This window comes from Agrobacterium salinitolerans, from assembly GCF_002008225.1.
Taxonomy (GTDB): Bacteria; Pseudomonadota; Alphaproteobacteria; order Rhizobiales; family Rhizobiaceae; genus Agrobacterium; species Agrobacterium salinitolerans.
In genome coordinates, this window is record NZ_MRDH01000018.1 from 16,722 (window position 1) to 31,585 (window position 14,864).

Annotated in this window: 19 protein-coding genes; 4 read left to right on the plus strand and 15 right to left on the minus strand. The window is 59.3% G+C overall.

Annotation, left to right across the window (positions count from 1 at the left end; translation table 11 throughout):
- Positions 1-112: 112 nt before the first annotated feature.
- The 9 genes from rsfS to rplU all read right to left on the minus strand — a co-directional run bounded on the left by rsfS (position 113) and on the right by rplU (position 6,955).
- Positions 113-556 (minus strand): ribosome silencing factor, encoded by a 444-nt coding sequence (rsfS, locus tag BS627_RS12940; protein WP_035236703.1) that lies wholly within the window; start codon positions 554-556, stop codon positions 113-115.
- A 113-nt stretch (positions 557-669) separates the two neighbouring features.
- Positions 670-1,254: a nicotinate-nucleotide adenylyltransferase gene (locus tag BS627_RS12945; protein WP_077983633.1), complete on the minus strand. Its 585-nt coding sequence runs from the start codon at positions 1,252-1,254 to the stop codon at positions 670-672.
- 42 nt (positions 1,255-1,296) lie between these two features.
- The gene (locus BS627_RS12950; RefSeq protein WP_165691245.1) at positions 1,297-2,583 is read right to left on the minus strand and encodes a glutamate-5-semialdehyde dehydrogenase; all 1,287 of its coding nucleotides are present in this window, start codon (positions 2,581-2,583) and stop codon (positions 1,297-1,299) included.
- Complete coding sequence (proB, locus tag BS627_RS12955) at positions 2,576-3,745, minus strand: glutamate 5-kinase (protein WP_077983634.1); 1,170 nt, start codon at positions 3,743-3,745, stop codon at positions 2,576-2,578. The genes BS627_RS12950 and proB overlap by 8 nt, the downstream gene beginning before the upstream one ends.
- On the minus strand, positions 3,742-4,812 hold the full coding sequence (gene obgE, locus BS627_RS12960; RefSeq protein WP_077983635.1) for a GTPase ObgE: 1,071 nt from the start codon (positions 4,810-4,812) through the stop codon (positions 3,742-3,744). Before obgE ends, proB begins: the two co-directional genes overlap by 4 nt.
- A 167-nt stretch (positions 4,813-4,979) precedes the next feature.
- Positions 4,980-5,570 (minus strand): GNAT family N-acetyltransferase, encoded by a 591-nt coding sequence (locus BS627_RS12965; protein ID WP_077983636.1) that lies wholly within the window; start codon positions 5,568-5,570, stop codon positions 4,980-4,982.
- Entirely contained in the window at positions 5,567-6,199 is a 633-nt protein-coding gene (locus BS627_RS12970) for a GNAT family N-acetyltransferase (protein ID WP_077983637.1), read from the minus strand. Before BS627_RS12970 ends, BS627_RS12965 begins: the two co-directional genes overlap by 4 nt.
- 131 nt (positions 6,200-6,330) lie before the next feature.
- Positions 6,331-6,600 carry a 50S ribosomal protein L27 gene (gene rpmA, locus BS627_RS12975; RefSeq protein WP_003492686.1) on the minus strand — a complete coding sequence of 90 codons (270 nt, stop codon included), beginning with the start codon at positions 6,598-6,600 and terminating at the stop codon, positions 6,331-6,333.
- 40 nt (positions 6,601-6,640) lie between these two features.
- Positions 6,641-6,955 (minus strand): 50S ribosomal protein L21, encoded by a 315-nt coding sequence (rplU, locus tag BS627_RS12980; protein ID WP_003492690.1) that lies wholly within the window; start codon positions 6,953-6,955, stop codon positions 6,641-6,643.
- 329 nt (positions 6,956-7,284) lie between these two features.
- Between rplU and BS627_RS12985 the strand changes: the two genes are divergently transcribed.
- On the plus strand, positions 7,285-7,725 hold the full coding sequence (locus BS627_RS12985) for a metallopeptidase family protein (RefSeq protein ID WP_003492693.1): 441 nt from the start codon (positions 7,285-7,287) through the stop codon (positions 7,723-7,725).
- 18 nt (positions 7,726-7,743) lie between these two features.
- On the opposite strand, the gene BS627_RS12990 is transcribed toward BS627_RS12985, so the two are convergent.
- From BS627_RS12990 to BS627_RS24575, 3 genes are read right to left on the minus strand one after another with little or no spacing between them, the layout of a single operon-like run.
- Positions 7,744-7,950, minus strand: a complete 207-nt coding sequence (locus tag BS627_RS12990; RefSeq protein WP_063951515.1) for a DUF1737 domain-containing protein — start codon at positions 7,948-7,950, stop codon at positions 7,744-7,746.
- Entirely contained in the window at positions 7,947-8,858 is a 912-nt protein-coding gene (locus BS627_RS12995; RefSeq protein ID WP_165691246.1) for an HpcH/HpaI aldolase/citrate lyase family protein, read from the minus strand. The genes BS627_RS12990 and BS627_RS12995 overlap by 4 nt, the downstream gene beginning before the upstream one ends.
- Positions 8,859-8,870: 12 nt before the next feature.
- The gene (locus BS627_RS24575; protein WP_162520489.1) at positions 8,871-9,023 is read right to left on the minus strand and encodes a hypothetical protein; all 153 of its coding nucleotides are present in this window, start codon (positions 9,021-9,023) and stop codon (positions 8,871-8,873) included.
- Between BS627_RS24575 and BS627_RS13000 the strand changes: the two genes are divergently transcribed.
- The 3 genes from BS627_RS13000 to leuB all read left to right on the plus strand — a co-directional run bounded on the left by BS627_RS13000 (position 8,968) and on the right by leuB (position 11,299).
- Entirely contained in the window at positions 8,968-9,198 is a 231-nt protein-coding gene (locus BS627_RS13000; protein WP_077983638.1) for a hypothetical protein, read from the plus strand. The two genes, BS627_RS24575 and BS627_RS13000, sit on opposite strands and share 56 nt — an antisense overlap.
- Positions 9,199-9,358: 160 nt before the next feature.
- Positions 9,359-9,964, plus strand: coding sequence for a 3-isopropylmalate dehydratase small subunit (gene leuD, locus BS627_RS13005; protein ID WP_077983639.1), 606 nt, complete (start codon positions 9,359-9,361; stop codon positions 9,962-9,964).
- A 222-nt stretch (positions 9,965-10,186) separates the two neighbouring features.
- Positions 10,187-11,299 (plus strand): 3-isopropylmalate dehydrogenase, encoded by a 1,113-nt coding sequence (leuB, locus tag BS627_RS13010; RefSeq protein WP_077983640.1) that lies wholly within the window; start codon positions 10,187-10,189, stop codon positions 11,297-11,299.
- Here leuB and BS627_RS13015 read toward each other — a convergent pair.
- The 3 genes from BS627_RS13015 to cobA all read right to left on the minus strand — a co-directional run bounded on the left by BS627_RS13015 (position 11,280) and on the right by cobA (position 14,853).
- Complete coding sequence (locus BS627_RS13015) at positions 11,280-12,530, minus strand: cytochrome-c peroxidase (RefSeq protein ID WP_089153250.1); 1,251 nt, start codon at positions 12,528-12,530, stop codon at positions 11,280-11,282. The genes leuB and BS627_RS13015 overlap by 20 nt on opposite strands.
- Before the next feature lie 221 nt (positions 12,531-12,751).
- On the minus strand, positions 12,752-14,068 hold the full coding sequence (locus tag BS627_RS13020) for a cobyrinic acid a,c-diamide synthase CobB (protein ID WP_077983641.1): 1,317 nt from the start codon (positions 14,066-14,068) through the stop codon (positions 12,752-12,754).
- Positions 14,065-14,853, minus strand: a complete 789-nt coding sequence (gene cobA, locus BS627_RS13025) for a uroporphyrinogen-III C-methyltransferase (protein WP_077983642.1) — start codon at positions 14,851-14,853, stop codon at positions 14,065-14,067. The genes BS627_RS13020 and cobA overlap by 4 nt, the downstream gene beginning before the upstream one ends.
- Between the last annotated feature and the right edge of the window lie 11 nt (positions 14,854-14,864).

Genomic DNA, 14,864 nt, shown 5'->3' on the forward strand with positions numbered 1-14,864 from the left:
CATAGCCTGCGGATTCCTATGCGGCCGGTCTGATTTCCGGCCAGAGGCGCCGTTTCCGAAGTCAGATATGATCTTCGGCAAAAGCGATGCACTCGCTCAAAGGCTCACCGCATCAATGCAGCGTCTCTTCCGGCATGTCCGGCGTCGCCCACATTTTTTCAATGTTGTAGAAAGCGCGGATTTCCGGGCGGAACACGTGAACGATGATGTCGCCGGTATCGATCAGCACCCAGTCTCCGGTCTCGAGACCTTCGACGCGGGCGTTTCCGAACCCTTCATCCTTCATGTCCTTGAGAAGATGCTCGCAAATCGCCGAAACATGCCTGTTCGACCGCCCGGAGACCACGACCATGTAGTCCGCAAGCGCCGATTTTCCGGCAATGTTGAGAGAGACGATATCTTCAGCCTTGGAGTCCTCGAGGCTCGCGAGGACGGTTTCGAGGGCATGGCCGGCGGCATCGGCGCCACTGTCCTGGCCCTTCGGGATAGCAACAAATGCTCTTCCCTTGGCGTGTACTGTTGTCAGAGGTTTTCCTTTCCAAGAATGACAAAACAGGTACTGGCGACGCGATTCTCTGCGTCACACAATAAAGGTGGCATCAAAGCATTAACTTTTCAAGATATGGAGCCATCCACACCCGGCACATACATCATTTGTGATCGAAGTCGTCATTTACGACCGTTACGCAACGCCGTGGAGCTGAGCGTCGAACGCGGCCCATGAATGAAAACCCAGGCAGGTGCTGCTTTTTTCCACAAAACGCCGGCATCGTCCTCATCCACCCGTGCATGGCTGAAGGCCTGCGCCATGGTGGAGGAGAGATAAGAGAGCGTGGAACCTGGCCGATCGATCACGGCAATCGGGAATGTCTCGGCGATCCGTCGCCATTTCTGCCAGCGATGGAAGCTTTTCAGATTGTCCGCTCCCATGATCCAGACAAAACGGACATGCGGATTTTTCGCCTTCACCTTGGCGAGCGTATTGGCCGTATAGCTCATGCCCAGCGATTTTTCGAAGGCCGTGACCTTGATACGGGGATCATGAACAAGCTTTTCACAGGCGGCAATGCGGTCTTGGAGGGATGCCAGTTCGGAGCGGCTTTTCAGAGGATTGCCCGGAGTGACGATCCACCAGAGCTGATCAAGACCCAGCCTGCGCAAAGCAATTTCCGCCACCAGCGCATGACCGGCATGCGGCGGATTGAAGGAACCGCCGAAAAGCCCGACGACCATGCCGCGCTCCACATGCGGCATAGTGAGATAACGTCTGTCGAGGCGCTTATCGGCCGGCAAATATCACGTCCGTGTCTGGCCGGTGCCATGCACACGGTATTTGAACGATGTGAGCTGCTCGACGCCGACAGGACCGCGTGCATGCATCTTGCCGGTGGCGATACCAATTTCCGCACCCATGCCGAATTCGCCGCCATCGGCAAACTGCGTGGAGGCATTATGCAGCAGAATGGCCGAATCGAGTTCGTTGAAGAACCGCGCGACCACCTCAGGGTCCTCAGCGATCACAGCCTCGGTGTGGTTGGACGAATAGGTGCCTATATGCTCGATCGCGCCCGAAATACCCTCCACCACGGCGACCGAAATGATCGCATCGAGATATTCGGTGCGCCAGTCCTCTTCCGTTGCCGGTGTGAGACCCGCCACCACATCGCGAACGGCCTGCGAACCGCGCACTTCGCAGCCAGCTTCGATGAGGGCTTTGACGAGCGGCGTAAGATGCGTGGAAATGGCAGCGGCGTCCACCAGCAATGTCTCTGCCGCGCCGCAAATGCCGGTGCGGCGCATCTTGGCATTGACGACGATACGTTTTGCCATGTCGAGATCGGCGGATTTGTCGATGTAGACATGACAAATACCTTCCAGATGGGCAAAGACCGGCACACGGGCTTCCGACTGTACCCGCGTCACGAGACTTTTGCCGCCGCGCGGCACGATAACGTCAACCGTGCCGTTCAATCCGCTCAGAAGCGCTCCGACAGCGGCGCGGTCAGTCACCGGCACCAGCTGAATGGCATGCTCGGGGAGACCGGCGATCTTCAGCCCTTCCAAGAGGCAGGCATGGATAGCACGCGATGAATGTTGCGAATCCGAGCCGCCGCGCAGGATGACGGCATTACCCGCCTTAAGGCACAATGCGCCGGCATCCGCCGTCACATTCGGACGGCTTTCGTAGATCACGCCGATGACGCCGAGCGGCGTGCGCACGCGCTCGATCTTCAGCCCATTGGGACGATCCCAGGCGGCGATGACTTCACCGACTGGATCGGGCAGCGCCGCAACCGAACGGATGCCTTCGGCAATACCGGCGATCCTTGCATCGTTGAGGGTCAACCTGTCCACGAAGGAAGCGGCAAGGCCTGCGCTTTCCGCCGCAGCCAGATCTTTCCTGTTGGCGGCAAGGATCGCATCTCTGGATGCCTCGATGGCGGAGGCCATGGCAAGCAGCGCGCGGTTCTTCTGGTCTGCGCCGGCAATGGACAACGGTCGCGAAGCAGCTTTCGCCTGAGCGCCGATGGTGATCATCAGCGCGTCAATATCATGGCTTTGCTTCACGGCCTGTTCAGGCATGGACCTCATCCTTCTCTGCATTTTTAACTTTGACGGCAGCGCCCGTCATGACCAGATCGTCACGATGAATCATGGCCGCTCGCCCGACATAACCGAGGATCGCCTCGATTTCGTTGGACTTGTGGCCGATGATGAGGCGCGCTTCCTCTGCATCATAACCCGCAAGACCACGAGCGACTTCACGGCCTTCAGCACCGATAATGGCAATGGCATCGCCGCGTCCGAAATTACCCTTCACCTGCCGCACGCCAGCGGGAAGCAGGCTTTTACCAGTATAAAGCGCTTTCTCGGCCCCCGCATCCACATGGATTTCACCGGCCGGCTGCAGTTGCCCGGCAATCCAGGTCTTGCGCGCCGTCACCGGCGTGCCCGAAGGCGCAAACCATGAGGAGCGCGCGCCATTTTCAATGGCCTTCAGCGGATTGAGCGTCTTGCCCGAAGCGATGATCATGCCGCACCCGGCAGCTGTCGCGATCTTGCCCGCGTCGATCTTGGTGCGCATGCCGCCGCGTGAAAGCTCGGATGCCGCACCACCCGCCATGGCTTCGATTTCGGGCGTGATATCGGCAATTGTCTCGAGAAATTTCGCATCGGGATCGAGATGCGGGGGTGCCGTATAGAGGCCGTCAATATCCGACAATAGCACCAGAAGATCGGCACCCGTCATGGTCGCCACACGCGCCGCCAGACGGTCATTGTCGCCATAACGAATTTCGGTGGTGGCCACCGTGTCGTTTTCATTGATGATCGGGATGGCGCCGATCTTCAGCAACTGGTTGATGGTGGCACGCGCATTGAGATAACGGCGACGCTCTTCAGTATCGGAAAGCGTCAAAAGAATCTGACCGGCAACGATCTCATGCCGCGACAGGCTTTCCGACCATGCCCGCGCCAACGCAATCTGGCCGACAGCCGCCGCCGCCTGGCTTTCTTCCAGCTTCAGTGCTCCGGAGGGCAGGCCAAGCACGGTGCGGCCAAGCGCGATGGCGCCCGACGACACAACCTGCACATCTGCGCCATTTTTCTTCAGCGCGGCGATATCCTCGCAAATGGCGTCGAGCCAATCTTTTTTGAGACCGGTCTTCCGATCCACCAGAAGCGCCGACCCGATCTTGATGACGATCCGGTGATGGCTCGCCAGCGGCTTGCGCGTCAGGCTCATAGGCGGTCGTCCTCTTCCTCGGCCTCGCTGTCCTCATGCGGCATCGACCGGTCCGGCAGAGCGGTTTCGCCGCCATTGCTCGCCGACACAATAATATCGCGAAGGGCGCGCAGCGCTTCCGTCATGCCGATATGGGCGGCAGCGGAGAGAAGGAGCGGGGGACGGCCGCAGGCCTTCTCCAGTTCCTTGGCCTTCTTTTTCAGCTCTTTTTCATCCAGCACGTCGATCTGCGACAGCGCCACGATTTCCGGCTTGTCAGTCAGCCCGCCGCCATAGGCGTCCAGCTCAGCCTTGACCGTCTTATAGGCCTTGCCGACCTTTTCTTCCTGTGCAGAGACGAGGTGCAGAAGCACGCGGGTACGCTCCACGTGGCCGAGGAAACGGTCACCGATGCCCACACCCTCATGCGCGCCTTCGATGAGGCCCGGAATATCGGCCAGCACGAATTCACGGCCATCGATGGTCGCGACGCCCAGGTTTGGGTGAAGAGTGGTGAAGGGATAGTTGGCGATCTTCGGCCGCGCACGGGTGACCGTCGCAAGGAACGTGGATTTACCCGCATTGGGCAGACCGACGAGACCGGCATCGGCGATCAGTTTCAGGCGAAGCCAAACTGTCTTTTCCTCGCCTGCGAGGCCGGGATTGGCATGGGTGGGAGCCTGATTGGTGGACGACTTGAAATAGGCATTGCCGAAACCGCCATTGCCGCCGGCGGCAAGACGAAAGCGTTGGCCTTCTTTCGTCAGATCGACGATCAGCGTCTCATTGTCTTCCTCGAAGATCTGCGTACCGACCGGCACCCTCAGCACCACATCTGCGCCCTTGGCACCGGTGCGGGTCTTACCCATGCCGTGCTGTCCGATAGAGGCCTTGAAATGCTGCTGAAAGCGGAAGTCGATCAGCGTGTTGAGGCCGTTGACCACCTCAACCCAGACATCGCCGCCGCGTCCGCCATCGCCGCCGTCAGGGCCGCCGAACTCGATGAATTTTTCGCGCCGGAAGGAAACGGCGCCCGCGCCGCCGTCACCGGACTTGATATAGACTTTTGCTTCATCGAGAAATTTCATCGGACTGCCGTTCTATCGGTTTGCGGACGCAACAATCTTGCCGTTGCGTCGAACAAAAATATCGTCGTTTCGAATACAAGCGCTTCTTCACGAGGTCAAAGACTATCGTGCGGGAAGCGCCCGCGTGAGACAAGGCCGGTTTGCGGCAACCGGCCTTGTTTTGATTGTCAGCGGTGCTGCGGAACGAAATCCTCAGCCGTGATCGCCGTATCGATATGCGCCACCATCGCAGCACGCGCCGTGGCGTAAATCTGGTGGCAGCCGGTCACCCGGAAGCCGAGTTTCTCCTGCACACGCAGCGAAGCGGGGTTATCCGCAAACACACCGGAATGAAGGGTCACCCCCGGCATGCGGCGGAAGAACCGCTCCACCACACCGGCCACCGCCTCGGTCATGTAACCCTTGCCCCAATAGAAGCGATTCATCCAGTAACCGAGGTGCCATTCTCCATGCCGCAATTCCACCGAGACGACACCGATCAGAGTATCGTCGCCGCAGGTAATGGCGAAATCCCAGTCGGGCAGCGTGCCGGACGTCCGCAACACCAACCATTCCAGCGCATCCTGCTTGTGGTACGGCGCGGGAACGCGGGCCAGCATCTTCGTTACGGCGAAATCGCCAAGCGATTCCGCAATGCTGCCGGCATCGGAAAGCCGTTGCGGTCGCAGCACCAGACGCCGCGTCTCGATGACGGGGCAGGGGCCGGGCGGAGCTACCGTCACGGCAGTCCGTCGTCGGGTCAGTTCGAGCGCACTCATCCCATGTCCCCCCAGCTCTTCAGCGAAACCCAGGTCTTGCGGTCCAGCCTGTACCATTCCACCGGCACCATGCCGCCAAGCGCCAGCGAACCGACCATGCCGGAACCCTGGAACTGGAAACCGCATTTCTGGATGACGCGGCGCGAGCCAATGTTGGTGACCCGGCAACGGGCGTCGATCTGGTCGATTTCACGGGTGCGGAAGGCCATGTCGATCAGCGCATGCGCCGCTTCGGTCATGTAACCGTGGTTCCAGTAGGGTTCCCCCAGCCAGTAACCGATTTCCAGCGTCTTTTCGTCTTCCTGGGGTTCGAGCGCGCAGCAGCCCAGAAACTCGCCATTGTCCATGCGGGTAATCGCATAGACGCACTTGCCAATCTCGCCAGCTTTGGAGCGTCGCACAAAATCCGCGGCGTCTTTCGCCGTGTACGGGTGCGGCATACGCGACACCATGGTCGCGATATTGGCATTGTTGGCAAGATGGGCAAGGGCGTCGATGTCTTCTTCGTGAGGCTTGCGTAAGACCAGCCTCTGCGACAGTAAAACGGGGCAATCGCTCCTCGACCGATCGGGCCTCGGCCGCTCTTCGGGTGACCGTGATTGGTCAACCCTCAACAATTCAGCTTGCATGGTTCAGTCCCTCCATGAGGTTAAAGAAAAAGGGGAGTTGGGTGGTGCCCCATCTCCCCTGTTTTCTTGACTGAACCTGATACGTCTCAGCCGGGTCGATGGGACACCGGCTGCATATGACGCTTACCGGCTTATTCTGCGGCTTCCGCTTTCGGGGCCACGGATACGAATACGCGGCCATTGGCCTTCGTACGGAAGTTCACGTTACCTGCGGTCAGTGCGAAAATCGTGTGGTCCTTGCCGATGCCAACATTGGCGCCCGGATGCCACTGCGTGCCGCGCTGGCGCAGAATAATGTTGCCTGGAATGACAGCTTCGCCGCCGAACTTCTTTACGCCAAGGCGCTTGGATTCGGAATCGCGACCGTTACGCGAGGAACCGCCAGCTTTTTTGTGTGCCATTGGAGTTCTCCTTTAAACCTTGTTTCCCGTGTCGCGCCGATCAGGCAGCAACGATGTCCGTGATGCGGACGACAGTGTGATGCTGACGATGGCCGCGCGAACGCTTGGAGTTCTGACGACGACGCTTCTTGAAGGCGATGACCTTCTTGCCGCGGTTGTGTTCGACAACTTCAGCCTTGACGATGGCACCCTTGACAAAGGGTGCACCGAACTTGGCGTCGGCGCCTTCGCCAACAACGAGAACTTCGGTGAATTCTACAGTTGCGCCTGCCTCTGCTTCCAGCTTTTCGATGGTCAGCACGGCGTCGGCCGCTACGCGGTACTGCTTACCGCCGGTCTTGATGACTGCGAACATTTTTTATCCTTTCATGTTCGTTCCGGCTCTGCCCGCAAATGCAAGCTGGCCGTCTTTTTATCAGTCGGAGTAGCGGAGATCCGTCAGGGCTGATGCCCCTTTGAATGTCTGCCGGTGAAACCGCCATTTGAAAGGCGGCATAAACAGAAGGCGCACTACGCCATCAATTTGGGTGCCGATTACGCGAGACGCCGGTTTATGTCAAGATGAAGACGGCCTGAAAAGTAACTGTAACGCCAAGAATTTCATGCTTTTTCGGCAGGTGCGGCAGTCAGGTCTCGAAATTTGTTCAGCAAGTGTTTATATGGGCCTTCCAACAAGGAGCAGAAATGGCCCGCATAGACCAGACCGACGATTGGCGGGACCGCCACGCGCCGACACTTTCCGCCTTTGAGTCGCTGGCGATCGAGGCATATGGCCACCTGCCGGAAGAATTTCGCGCACTGACCAAGGATCTCATCATCGAGATCGCGGATTTTCCGACCGACGATGTGTTCGAGGACATGGCGCTCGAAACGCCCTTCGATCTTCTCGGATTGTTCGAGGGTCGCGGCATCTCCGAACGTTTCACGATGGAAACGGGCGAGATGGTGAACCGCATCACGCTTTATCGCCGCCCCATTCTCGATTATTGGGCCGAGAACGAGGAAACGCTGGGCGATATCATCACCCATGTCCTCATTCACGAAATCGGCCACCATTTCGGCCTGTCGGACGACGACATGGAGCGGATTGAAGAAAGCGCCGACGAGGCCGCCGCCGAACGCTGATCGGGGCGGCTGCCGCAGCTATTGCTCGCCGAGCTTCATGTCTGGATGGTATTCCTTGCCCTCGACGACCTTGGTCACGGCCTGTCCGCAATGCATGACGCCGGCTGCAGCGTTAAAGGCGTAGCTTGGCGAACCCGCCAGTTCCCAGCCCTTGTTCAGAGCTTCGGTAACGCGATGACAAAATTTGGCGTCGTCGGGACCGGTTATGAAACGATAGACCTTCACGTCTTATTTGCCTCTCTTTGTGCGATGATATCGGCCATGGCGACCAGCCTCTCGGCTTCCGCCACATGCAGCCGCTCGATCATGCGTCCATTCATGTTGATGACGTTCAATTCCACAGATTCGGGTTTTGCGAAAGCGGCAATGATCTCGCGGGCTTCCGCAACCGCTGCCTCGTCCGGGGCGAAGCGCCGGTTGGCCGGCTCGATCTGTGCCGGGTGGATCAGCATCTTGCCATCGAACCCCATGGCGCGACCCTGCTCACATTCGGCTTCGAAAGCGGCGATATCGCGGAAATCGTTCGAGACGCTGTCGATGACATCCAGACCATAGGCACGGGCGGCAAGCACCACCTGCATCATCCAGGGTACGAGATAAGTGCGTCCGGGAAGGGCCGGCACCCGCGTTTCCTTGCGCAGGTCGTTGAGCCCGATGACAAAAGCCGAAAGCCTCGCATCCGGCGTATGGGCCGCGTCAGCAATCGAGGCGGCATTCAGGACACCAAGCGGCGTTTCGATCATCGCCCAGATTTTCAGGTGCTCCGGCACATCCGCCTCGGCCAGAAGATCGGCCACATCGTGAATATCGGCCGGCTGCTCCACCTTCGGCAAAAGAATTGCATCCGGCCGGCAGGAAAGCACAAGCTGCAAATCCGCCTTACCGTCGGGCGTGGAAAGCGGGTTGATGCGGATAATGATCTCGCCCGCTGCAAAGGGCGCTTGCGAAAACAGCTTTTGCAGATTGTCCCGCGCCTCGTCCTTCATCCCGGGCGCGACCGAATCCTCCAGATCGAAGATCACTCCGTCACAATCGAGATCGCGGATTTTTTCCACTGCCCGGACATTGATGGCCGGCACGGAGAGCAACGAACGACGTGGTCTCACAAGAATATTTTCTGAAAAACTGACCATGCCGCACTTGTGTCAAGCTTTTGTGACATCTGCAAGCTGACAATCCACTGAATCCTCTTGCAAGCCGGAAGAAGAAGGCCCACATTCGTCTGGAAAGAAAGGTTGAATCATGCAAGGCATCCGTTCATTTTTCATCGCCGCCTCCGGTATCGCAATTTTGGCCATGGCGGCTCTTTTCACGGCGTCGCTCACGGTGGCTTTCATCGGCATACTCGCCGTTCTCAGTGCAGCCCGAATTTTGTCGGCGCGCCTGAAGCCAGCTCCCATTCCGGTCAAGACCCGCAACCAGCGCGACATGCGCGTCTGGAACGACGGTAAGGGCACCATTATCGATCTCTAAGATCGGTTAGCCGAGAAAAACGCCGGTGCGCCACATATGGCGTACCGAAGAACGGGTGTTTGCGCTTCTAAAGTTCCGCGTTTTAGAGTATTTTGAGGCCTGAACGCCGGGAAGCCGCTGCTGGCTCTGAACCCGTCATCGGAAATACGGAAAGCGACAGATGGAAAAATTCACCAAGCTGACGGGCGTCGCCGCGCCCATGCCAGTGGTCAATATCGACACCGATATGATCATTCCGAAAGACTATCTGAAAACCATCAAGCGCACCGGCCTTGGCAAGGGCCTTTTTGCCGAGTCGCGTTATCTCGAAGATGGTTCGCCCAATCCGGATTTCGTACTGAACAAGCCCGCTTATCAGAACGCCCAAATTCTTGTCGCGGGTGACAATTTCGGCTGCGGCTCGTCACGCGAACATGCGCCATGGGCGCTTCTCGATTTCGGCATCCGCTGCGTGATCTCCACCAGCTTCGCCGATATCTTCTACAATAACTGTTTCAAGAACGGCATCCTGCCTGTCGTCGTCAGCCCCGAGAACCTCGAAAAGCTGCTGGACGACGCCTCGCGCGGCTCGAACGCCGTTCTCTCCATCGATCTGGAGCGCCAGGAAATCAGCGGCCCCGATGGCGGCACGATTTCCTTCGAGATCGACGAATTCAAGCGGCACTGCATGCTGAACGGTCTCGACGATATAGGCCTGACTCTGGAACATGCCGGCGCCATCGACACGTTCGAAAAGGCAAACGCCTCGGTCCGCCCCTGGGCCTGACCACATTTCCGCTCTTCAAAAAAGCCGATCCCGTACCAAACCGTACCGGATCGGCTTTTGCTTTGCTTGAAAAGCCCCTGAGGCGGAGATAAGAAGCCCTCGATCCCGTCCGGCCGCGATACGACTTCTCATGTGCAGGGCGGAAAAGAGTTTGACGCCGCGTTCGCCGCAATCGAAAACCCTTCGTGATGTTTTCCGGCGCGCCGCCCAAGGAGGGTTCTCATGACAGTCCGTTCGCTTTTCCTGCTGCCCGGTGACGGTATCGGCCCCGAAGCCATGGCTGAGGTCCGCAAGCTGATCGAATATATGAACAGCGCGCACAATGCCGGTTTCACCGTTTCGGAAGGCCTCGTCGGCGGTTCCGCTTACGACGCGCATGGCGTGGCGATTTCCGATGCGGACATGGAAAAGGCGCTTGCCGCCGATGCAATCCTGTTCGGTGCCGTTGGCGGCCCGAAGTGGGACGGCGTTCCCTATGAGCATCGCCCGGAAGCGGGTCTGCTGCGCCTGCGCAAGGACCTCGAACTATTCGCCAACCTGCGCCCTGCCATCTGCTATCCGGCGCTCGCCGCCGCCTCCTCGCTGAAGCCGGAACTGGTCGAGGGTCTCGATATCCTCATCGTCCGCGAACTGACCGGCGGCGTCTATTTCGGTGAGCCGAAGCAGATCATCGATCTCGGCAATGGCCAGAAGCGCGGCATCGACACGCAGATCTACGACACTTTCGAGATCGAGCGTATCGCCAGCGTCGCCTTCGAACTGGCCCGCACCCGCGATAACCGCGTCTGCTCGATGGAAAAGCGCAACGTCATGAAATCCGGCGTGTTGTGGAACCAGGTGGTCACCGAAACCCACGCCGCCAAGTACAAGGACGTTCAGCTGGAGCATATGCTGGCGGATGCCGGCGGCATGCAGCTGGTGCGCAAGCCCAAGCAGTTCGACGTGATCGTCACCGACAACCTCTTCGGCGACATGCTCTCTGACGTCGCCGCCATGCTCACCGGCTCGCTCGGCATGCTGCCGTCCGCTTCGCTCGGCGCGCCTGACGCCAAGACCGGCAAGCGCAAGGCCATGTATGAGCCGGTCCACGGCTCGGCCCCTGACATTGCCGGCAAGGGCATCGCGAACCCCATCGCCATGATCGCGTCCTTCGCCATGTGCCTGCGTTATTCGTTCAACATGGTGGATGAGGCAACGAAGCTCGAAACAGCGATCGCAAACGTGCTCGACAAGGGCATCCGCACCGCCGACATCATGGCGGAGGGCAGCCGCCAGGTCGGTACCTCCGAAATGGGCGACGCGGTTCTTGCCGAATTCAAGGCGCTTTCGGCGTAACGCCTGACGAATCCGGCTGGGCAGTCGGCGCGTTCGTCTGCCCATCTTCCTTCGGCAAAAGATGCTCATATCTTTTGTCAGTCAGAGTCTTCAGAAAGGCGACGATGGCGTCCACACGCTTGTCGTCCAGCGCCGGCGCGGATGTCAGTTCCGCCATGGCGATATTTTCAGGCACTTCCGGCGCATCCCACGTCTTGCCCGTTTCCGGATTGATCTGGCGGCTCGGCTTCTTGCTTTTATATTTCACGTAAAACAGCACCACCGTGCGCAAATCCTTGAACACGCCATTATGCATGTAAGGACCGGTGACGGCGACATTGCGCAGCGTTGGCACCTTGAACTTGCCACGCTGGGAGGCATCGCCGGCAACTTCGGGATTTTGCGCCAGTCCCAGATCAACCGCGCCCGGTTTGGAGCCGTTTGCAGCCCGGACCGACGTATTGGCGGGAACCCCGATGTTGAAATATTTGTGGTTGGTGAAGAGGCCGTCTTCCAGACCCTTGGCGCCACGGATTTCATGGCATGTATTGCAATTGGTGAATTGCGTCGAGGAGATCAGGACCCGGCCCAGCTCTTCCTGATCGGTCAGCTTCTCCTCGCCGCGAAGGAAGCGGTCATATTTGGAATCGAAGGTGGAGAACTCGTACGAGCGCTCGAAGCTCGCAAGCGCCTTGGTCATTGCGGCATAGGCGATCTCGTCGCTCTCAAAAACATCCTTGCCGAACTGCGTGCCGAAAGCCGCGACATAATCCGGGTTTTCCCTGAGCCGTTTGACGACCGAGGCCTTGTCCGGCATGCCCATTTCGAGGGGATTGAGCGGCGGACCGCCCGCCTGATCTTCCAGCAGGGAGGCGCGGCCATCCCAGAACTGCCCGCCGACATACTCTCCCGCCGCATTCCTGCCGAAGGGCGGCGTAAACCTAGCATAAGCTGCAGTCGGCGCGTTGCGGTCGCCCAGCGAAATGCCGTCATCGCCGACAGATACGTCCCGCCCGACCTTGTCGCTCTCCCGCGCATCGGAAAAACCGGCAGCCTGCATATGGCAAGTGGAACAGGCCATGGTGCGGTTCATCGAAAGGTTGGGATCGTCGAATAGCGCCGCACCGAGCTTTTCCAGCGTTGCGTAATCTTCACCGCCGTGGGCAGCCATACCATCGACACCGGGGCCCAAGAGGGCCAGCAGAATGGATGCGGCACAAGCAGCGGAGACAAAAAATCCGGGTTTCATCATCGATAGGCACGCTCGATATAAATGCGCGAGGGCAGGTTCGGACCGGGACGTATGAAGCGGCTTTCGATCCGGCTGGCTTCACCGAACATGGATCACGGCAGACACCTCCGCTCTTCCATGCCCTATAAAGAAATCTATAGCACTTTCCTGTGGGCCAAGCCTACAAACTTTCGCAGCTTTGTCCACTTTGCCGCAGGTCCACGGACAACACCCGGAAACGATCAACCGCCTTTGGCGATGGCGTGGAAAAAAGTCCCCGAGACAAGACCTCTCCGGCCGCCCGATGGCCCGAGCGGACGACCCTGCCCGTCAGCAATCTGGGCGAAGGGCTCATCGCGGCCGGGATCGGTAACCCGCGCATAATGGAATTCATGGCCGCGCAGAACATCCCGCGCCGTGCCGAGCGGTCCGCTTGCCGCGATTGTCGCCTGCCGATAGCCGAGATTCATCTTGCGCGTCGCAAAGCTGGTGACGTGCGACAGAAGTCCGGTCATGGCATGGGTCACACCATCCGCATCTTCCAGCGCCTCGCCGAGCACCATGTAGCCGCCGCACTCGCCATGAACAGGCTTTGTCGCAGCAAAGCGGGCAAGGCCTGTCTTGAAACCAGCCGCATCCGCAAGTTTTCCGGCGAAAAGCTCGGGATATCCGCCCGGCAGCCAGCAGATATCGCAGCTTTCGTCAGGCGCCTCATCCGCGAGCGGCGAGAAGGGCACCATCTCGGCCCCGGCTGCCTGCCAATGCTTCCTGAGATGCGGATAAAGGAAAGTGAACGCCCCATCCTCCGCCAGCGCAATGCGCTGGCCGGGCGGTGCAATCGCCGTATCTACAGAGCCAGAAGGCACATTCACCGGCGCGGCGAGAGAAAGCAGGGCGTCTAGATCGATGGATTTTTCCATCACATCCGCCAGCCGTTCGATATGCGCATCGATTTCGGGATGTTCGCTGGCCTGCACCAGCCCCAGATGCCGTTCAGGCAGGATGAGCGAAGGATCACGCTGTATGCAGCCGGCAACAGGAAGGCCGATGTTTTCGATGGCTTCCGTGCACAGCGTCCGGTGTCTTTCACTGCCCGCCCTATTCAGCACCACCGCCGCCATGGAAACGGCCGGATCGTAGTGGGCAAAACCATGAGCGACGGCAGCGGCCGTCTGCGACTGGCCGGAGACATCCAGCACCAGCAACACGGGAATACCGAACAGCCGCGCCAGATCCGCCGCCGAACCCGTGCGATTTTCCGCAACCGGAATACCGTCGAACAGCCCCATGGCGCTTTCGATCAGAACAAGTTCCGCGCCATCGGCCTGCTGCGAAAACAGATGCCGCAGCAAGTCCGGCCGCATGGCCCAGCTATCCAGATTAAGGCCTGATGTGCCGGTGGCGAAGGCATGGAAACCGGGATCGATATAATCCGGCCCCGTCTTGATGCCGCGCACCTTGATACCCCGTCGAGCAAAGGCCCGGAGCAGGCCGATAGTCACGCTGGTCTTGCCGGAGCCCGAGCGCGGCGCGCCGATAATGATCGCCCGCGCTGTCATGAGCCGGAAACTCCAAGTCGCGCCCGCATCGATACAATCTCGCCGATAACAATTAAAGCCGGCGCTTCGAAATTTTGCCTGATTGCATCGTCAGCTATACTTTCCAAAGTGCCGATGAAAATCCGCTCCTGCGCCGTCGTCGCAGACGTGATGACGGCGACCGGCGTTTCGCCGGAACGGCCGCCCTGCATCAAAAGACCAGCGATCGTGCCGATGTTCTTCAGCCCCATGTAAACGACGACGGGTTCGCGTGTTTTCGCCAGCGCCAGCCAGTCAAGATCCTCTTCGGTGCCCGCCGCGTGGCCCGTGGCCAGCGTTACGGCGCGGCTGATGCCACGCATGGTAGCGGGGATGCGGGCGGAAGCAAGCGCGGTGAACGACGAGGTCATGCCCGGCAATATGCGAAACGGAATACCAGCATGGACAAGCGCCTCTGCCTCTTCCCCGCCACGCCCAAAGATAAAGGGATCACCGCCCTTCAGCCGCAGCACCTTTTTGCCTTGGCCGGCGAAATCGATCAGCGAAGCGGTAATGTCATCCTGCGTTGCGGAGGGCTTGCCACCCCTTTTGCCCGCAAAAACAATCTCTGCCTGCGGACCAAGCGCAACGACATCGTCGCTCACCAGCGCATCGCGCACGATGATATCGGCCTGAGACAGCGCGAGCGCCACTTCCAGCGTCAGATAACGCACGTCGCCCGGCCCGGCCCCCGCGAGCCAGACGTGACCGGCCTCAAAGACCGGACCTTTTGCGGCGATGCTGTTTAAAATCTGCGGTATCGACATTTTTTTGGCTG

What these genes read in the sequence shown, in the direction of transcription:
- BS627_RS12945 (WP_077983633.1), bottom strand. Translation starts at nt 1,254, where the DNA reads ATGCCGCATGTGGAGCGCGGCATGGTCGTCGGGCTTTTCGGCGGTTCC.
- BS627_RS12950 (WP_165691245.1), bottom strand. Translation starts at nt 2,583, where the DNA reads ATGCCTGAACAGGCCGTGAAGCAAAGCCATGATATTGACGCGCTGATG.
- proB (WP_077983634.1), bottom strand. Translation starts at nt 3,745, where the DNA reads ATGAGCCTGACGCGCAAGCCGCTGGCGAGCCATCACCGGATCGTCATC.
- obgE (WP_077983635.1), bottom strand. Translation starts at nt 4,812, where the DNA reads ATGAAATTTCTCGATGAAGCAAAAGTCTATATCAAGTCCGGTGACGGC.
- BS627_RS12965 (WP_077983636.1), bottom strand. Translation starts at nt 5,570, where the DNA reads ATGAGTGCGCTCGAACTGACCCGACGACGGACTGCCGTGACGGTAGCT.
- BS627_RS12970 (WP_077983637.1), bottom strand. Translation starts at nt 6,199, where the DNA reads ATGCAAGCTGAATTGTTGAGGGTTGACCAATCACGGTCACCCGAAGAG.
- rpmA (WP_003492686.1), bottom strand. Translation starts at nt 6,600, where the DNA reads ATGGCACACAAAAAAGCTGGCGGTTCCTCGCGTAACGGTCGCGATTCC.
- rplU (WP_003492690.1), bottom strand. Translation starts at nt 6,955, where the DNA reads ATGTTCGCAGTCATCAAGACCGGCGGTAAGCAGTACCGCGTAGCGGCC.
- BS627_RS12985 (WP_003492693.1), top strand. Translation starts at nt 7,285, where the DNA reads ATGGCCCGCATAGACCAGACCGACGATTGGCGGGACCGCCACGCGCCG.
- BS627_RS12995 (WP_165691246.1), bottom strand. Translation starts at nt 8,858, where the DNA reads ATGGTCAGTTTTTCAGAAAATATTCTTGTGAGACCACGTCGTTCGTTG.
- BS627_RS13000 (WP_077983638.1), top strand. Translation starts at nt 8,968, where the DNA reads ATGCAAGGCATCCGTTCATTTTTCATCGCCGCCTCCGGTATCGCAATT.
- BS627_RS24575 (WP_162520489.1), bottom strand. Translation starts at nt 9,023, where the DNA reads ATGGCCAAAATTGCGATACCGGAGGCGGCGATGAAAAATGAACGGATG.
- leuD (WP_077983639.1), top strand. Translation starts at nt 9,359, where the DNA reads ATGGAAAAATTCACCAAGCTGACGGGCGTCGCCGCGCCCATGCCAGTG.
- leuB (WP_077983640.1), top strand. Translation starts at nt 10,187, where the DNA reads ATGACAGTCCGTTCGCTTTTCCTGCTGCCCGGTGACGGTATCGGCCCC.
- BS627_RS13015 (WP_089153250.1), bottom strand. Translation starts at nt 12,530, where the DNA reads ATGATGAAACCCGGATTTTTTGTCTCCGCTGCTTGTGCCGCATCCATT.
- BS627_RS13020 (WP_077983641.1), bottom strand. Translation starts at nt 14,068, where the DNA reads ATGACAGCGCGGGCGATCATTATCGGCGCGCCGCGCTCGGGCTCCGGC.
- cobA (WP_077983642.1), bottom strand. Translation starts at nt 14,853, where the DNA reads ATGTCGATACCGCAGATTTTAAACAGCATCGCCGCAAAAGGTCCGGTC.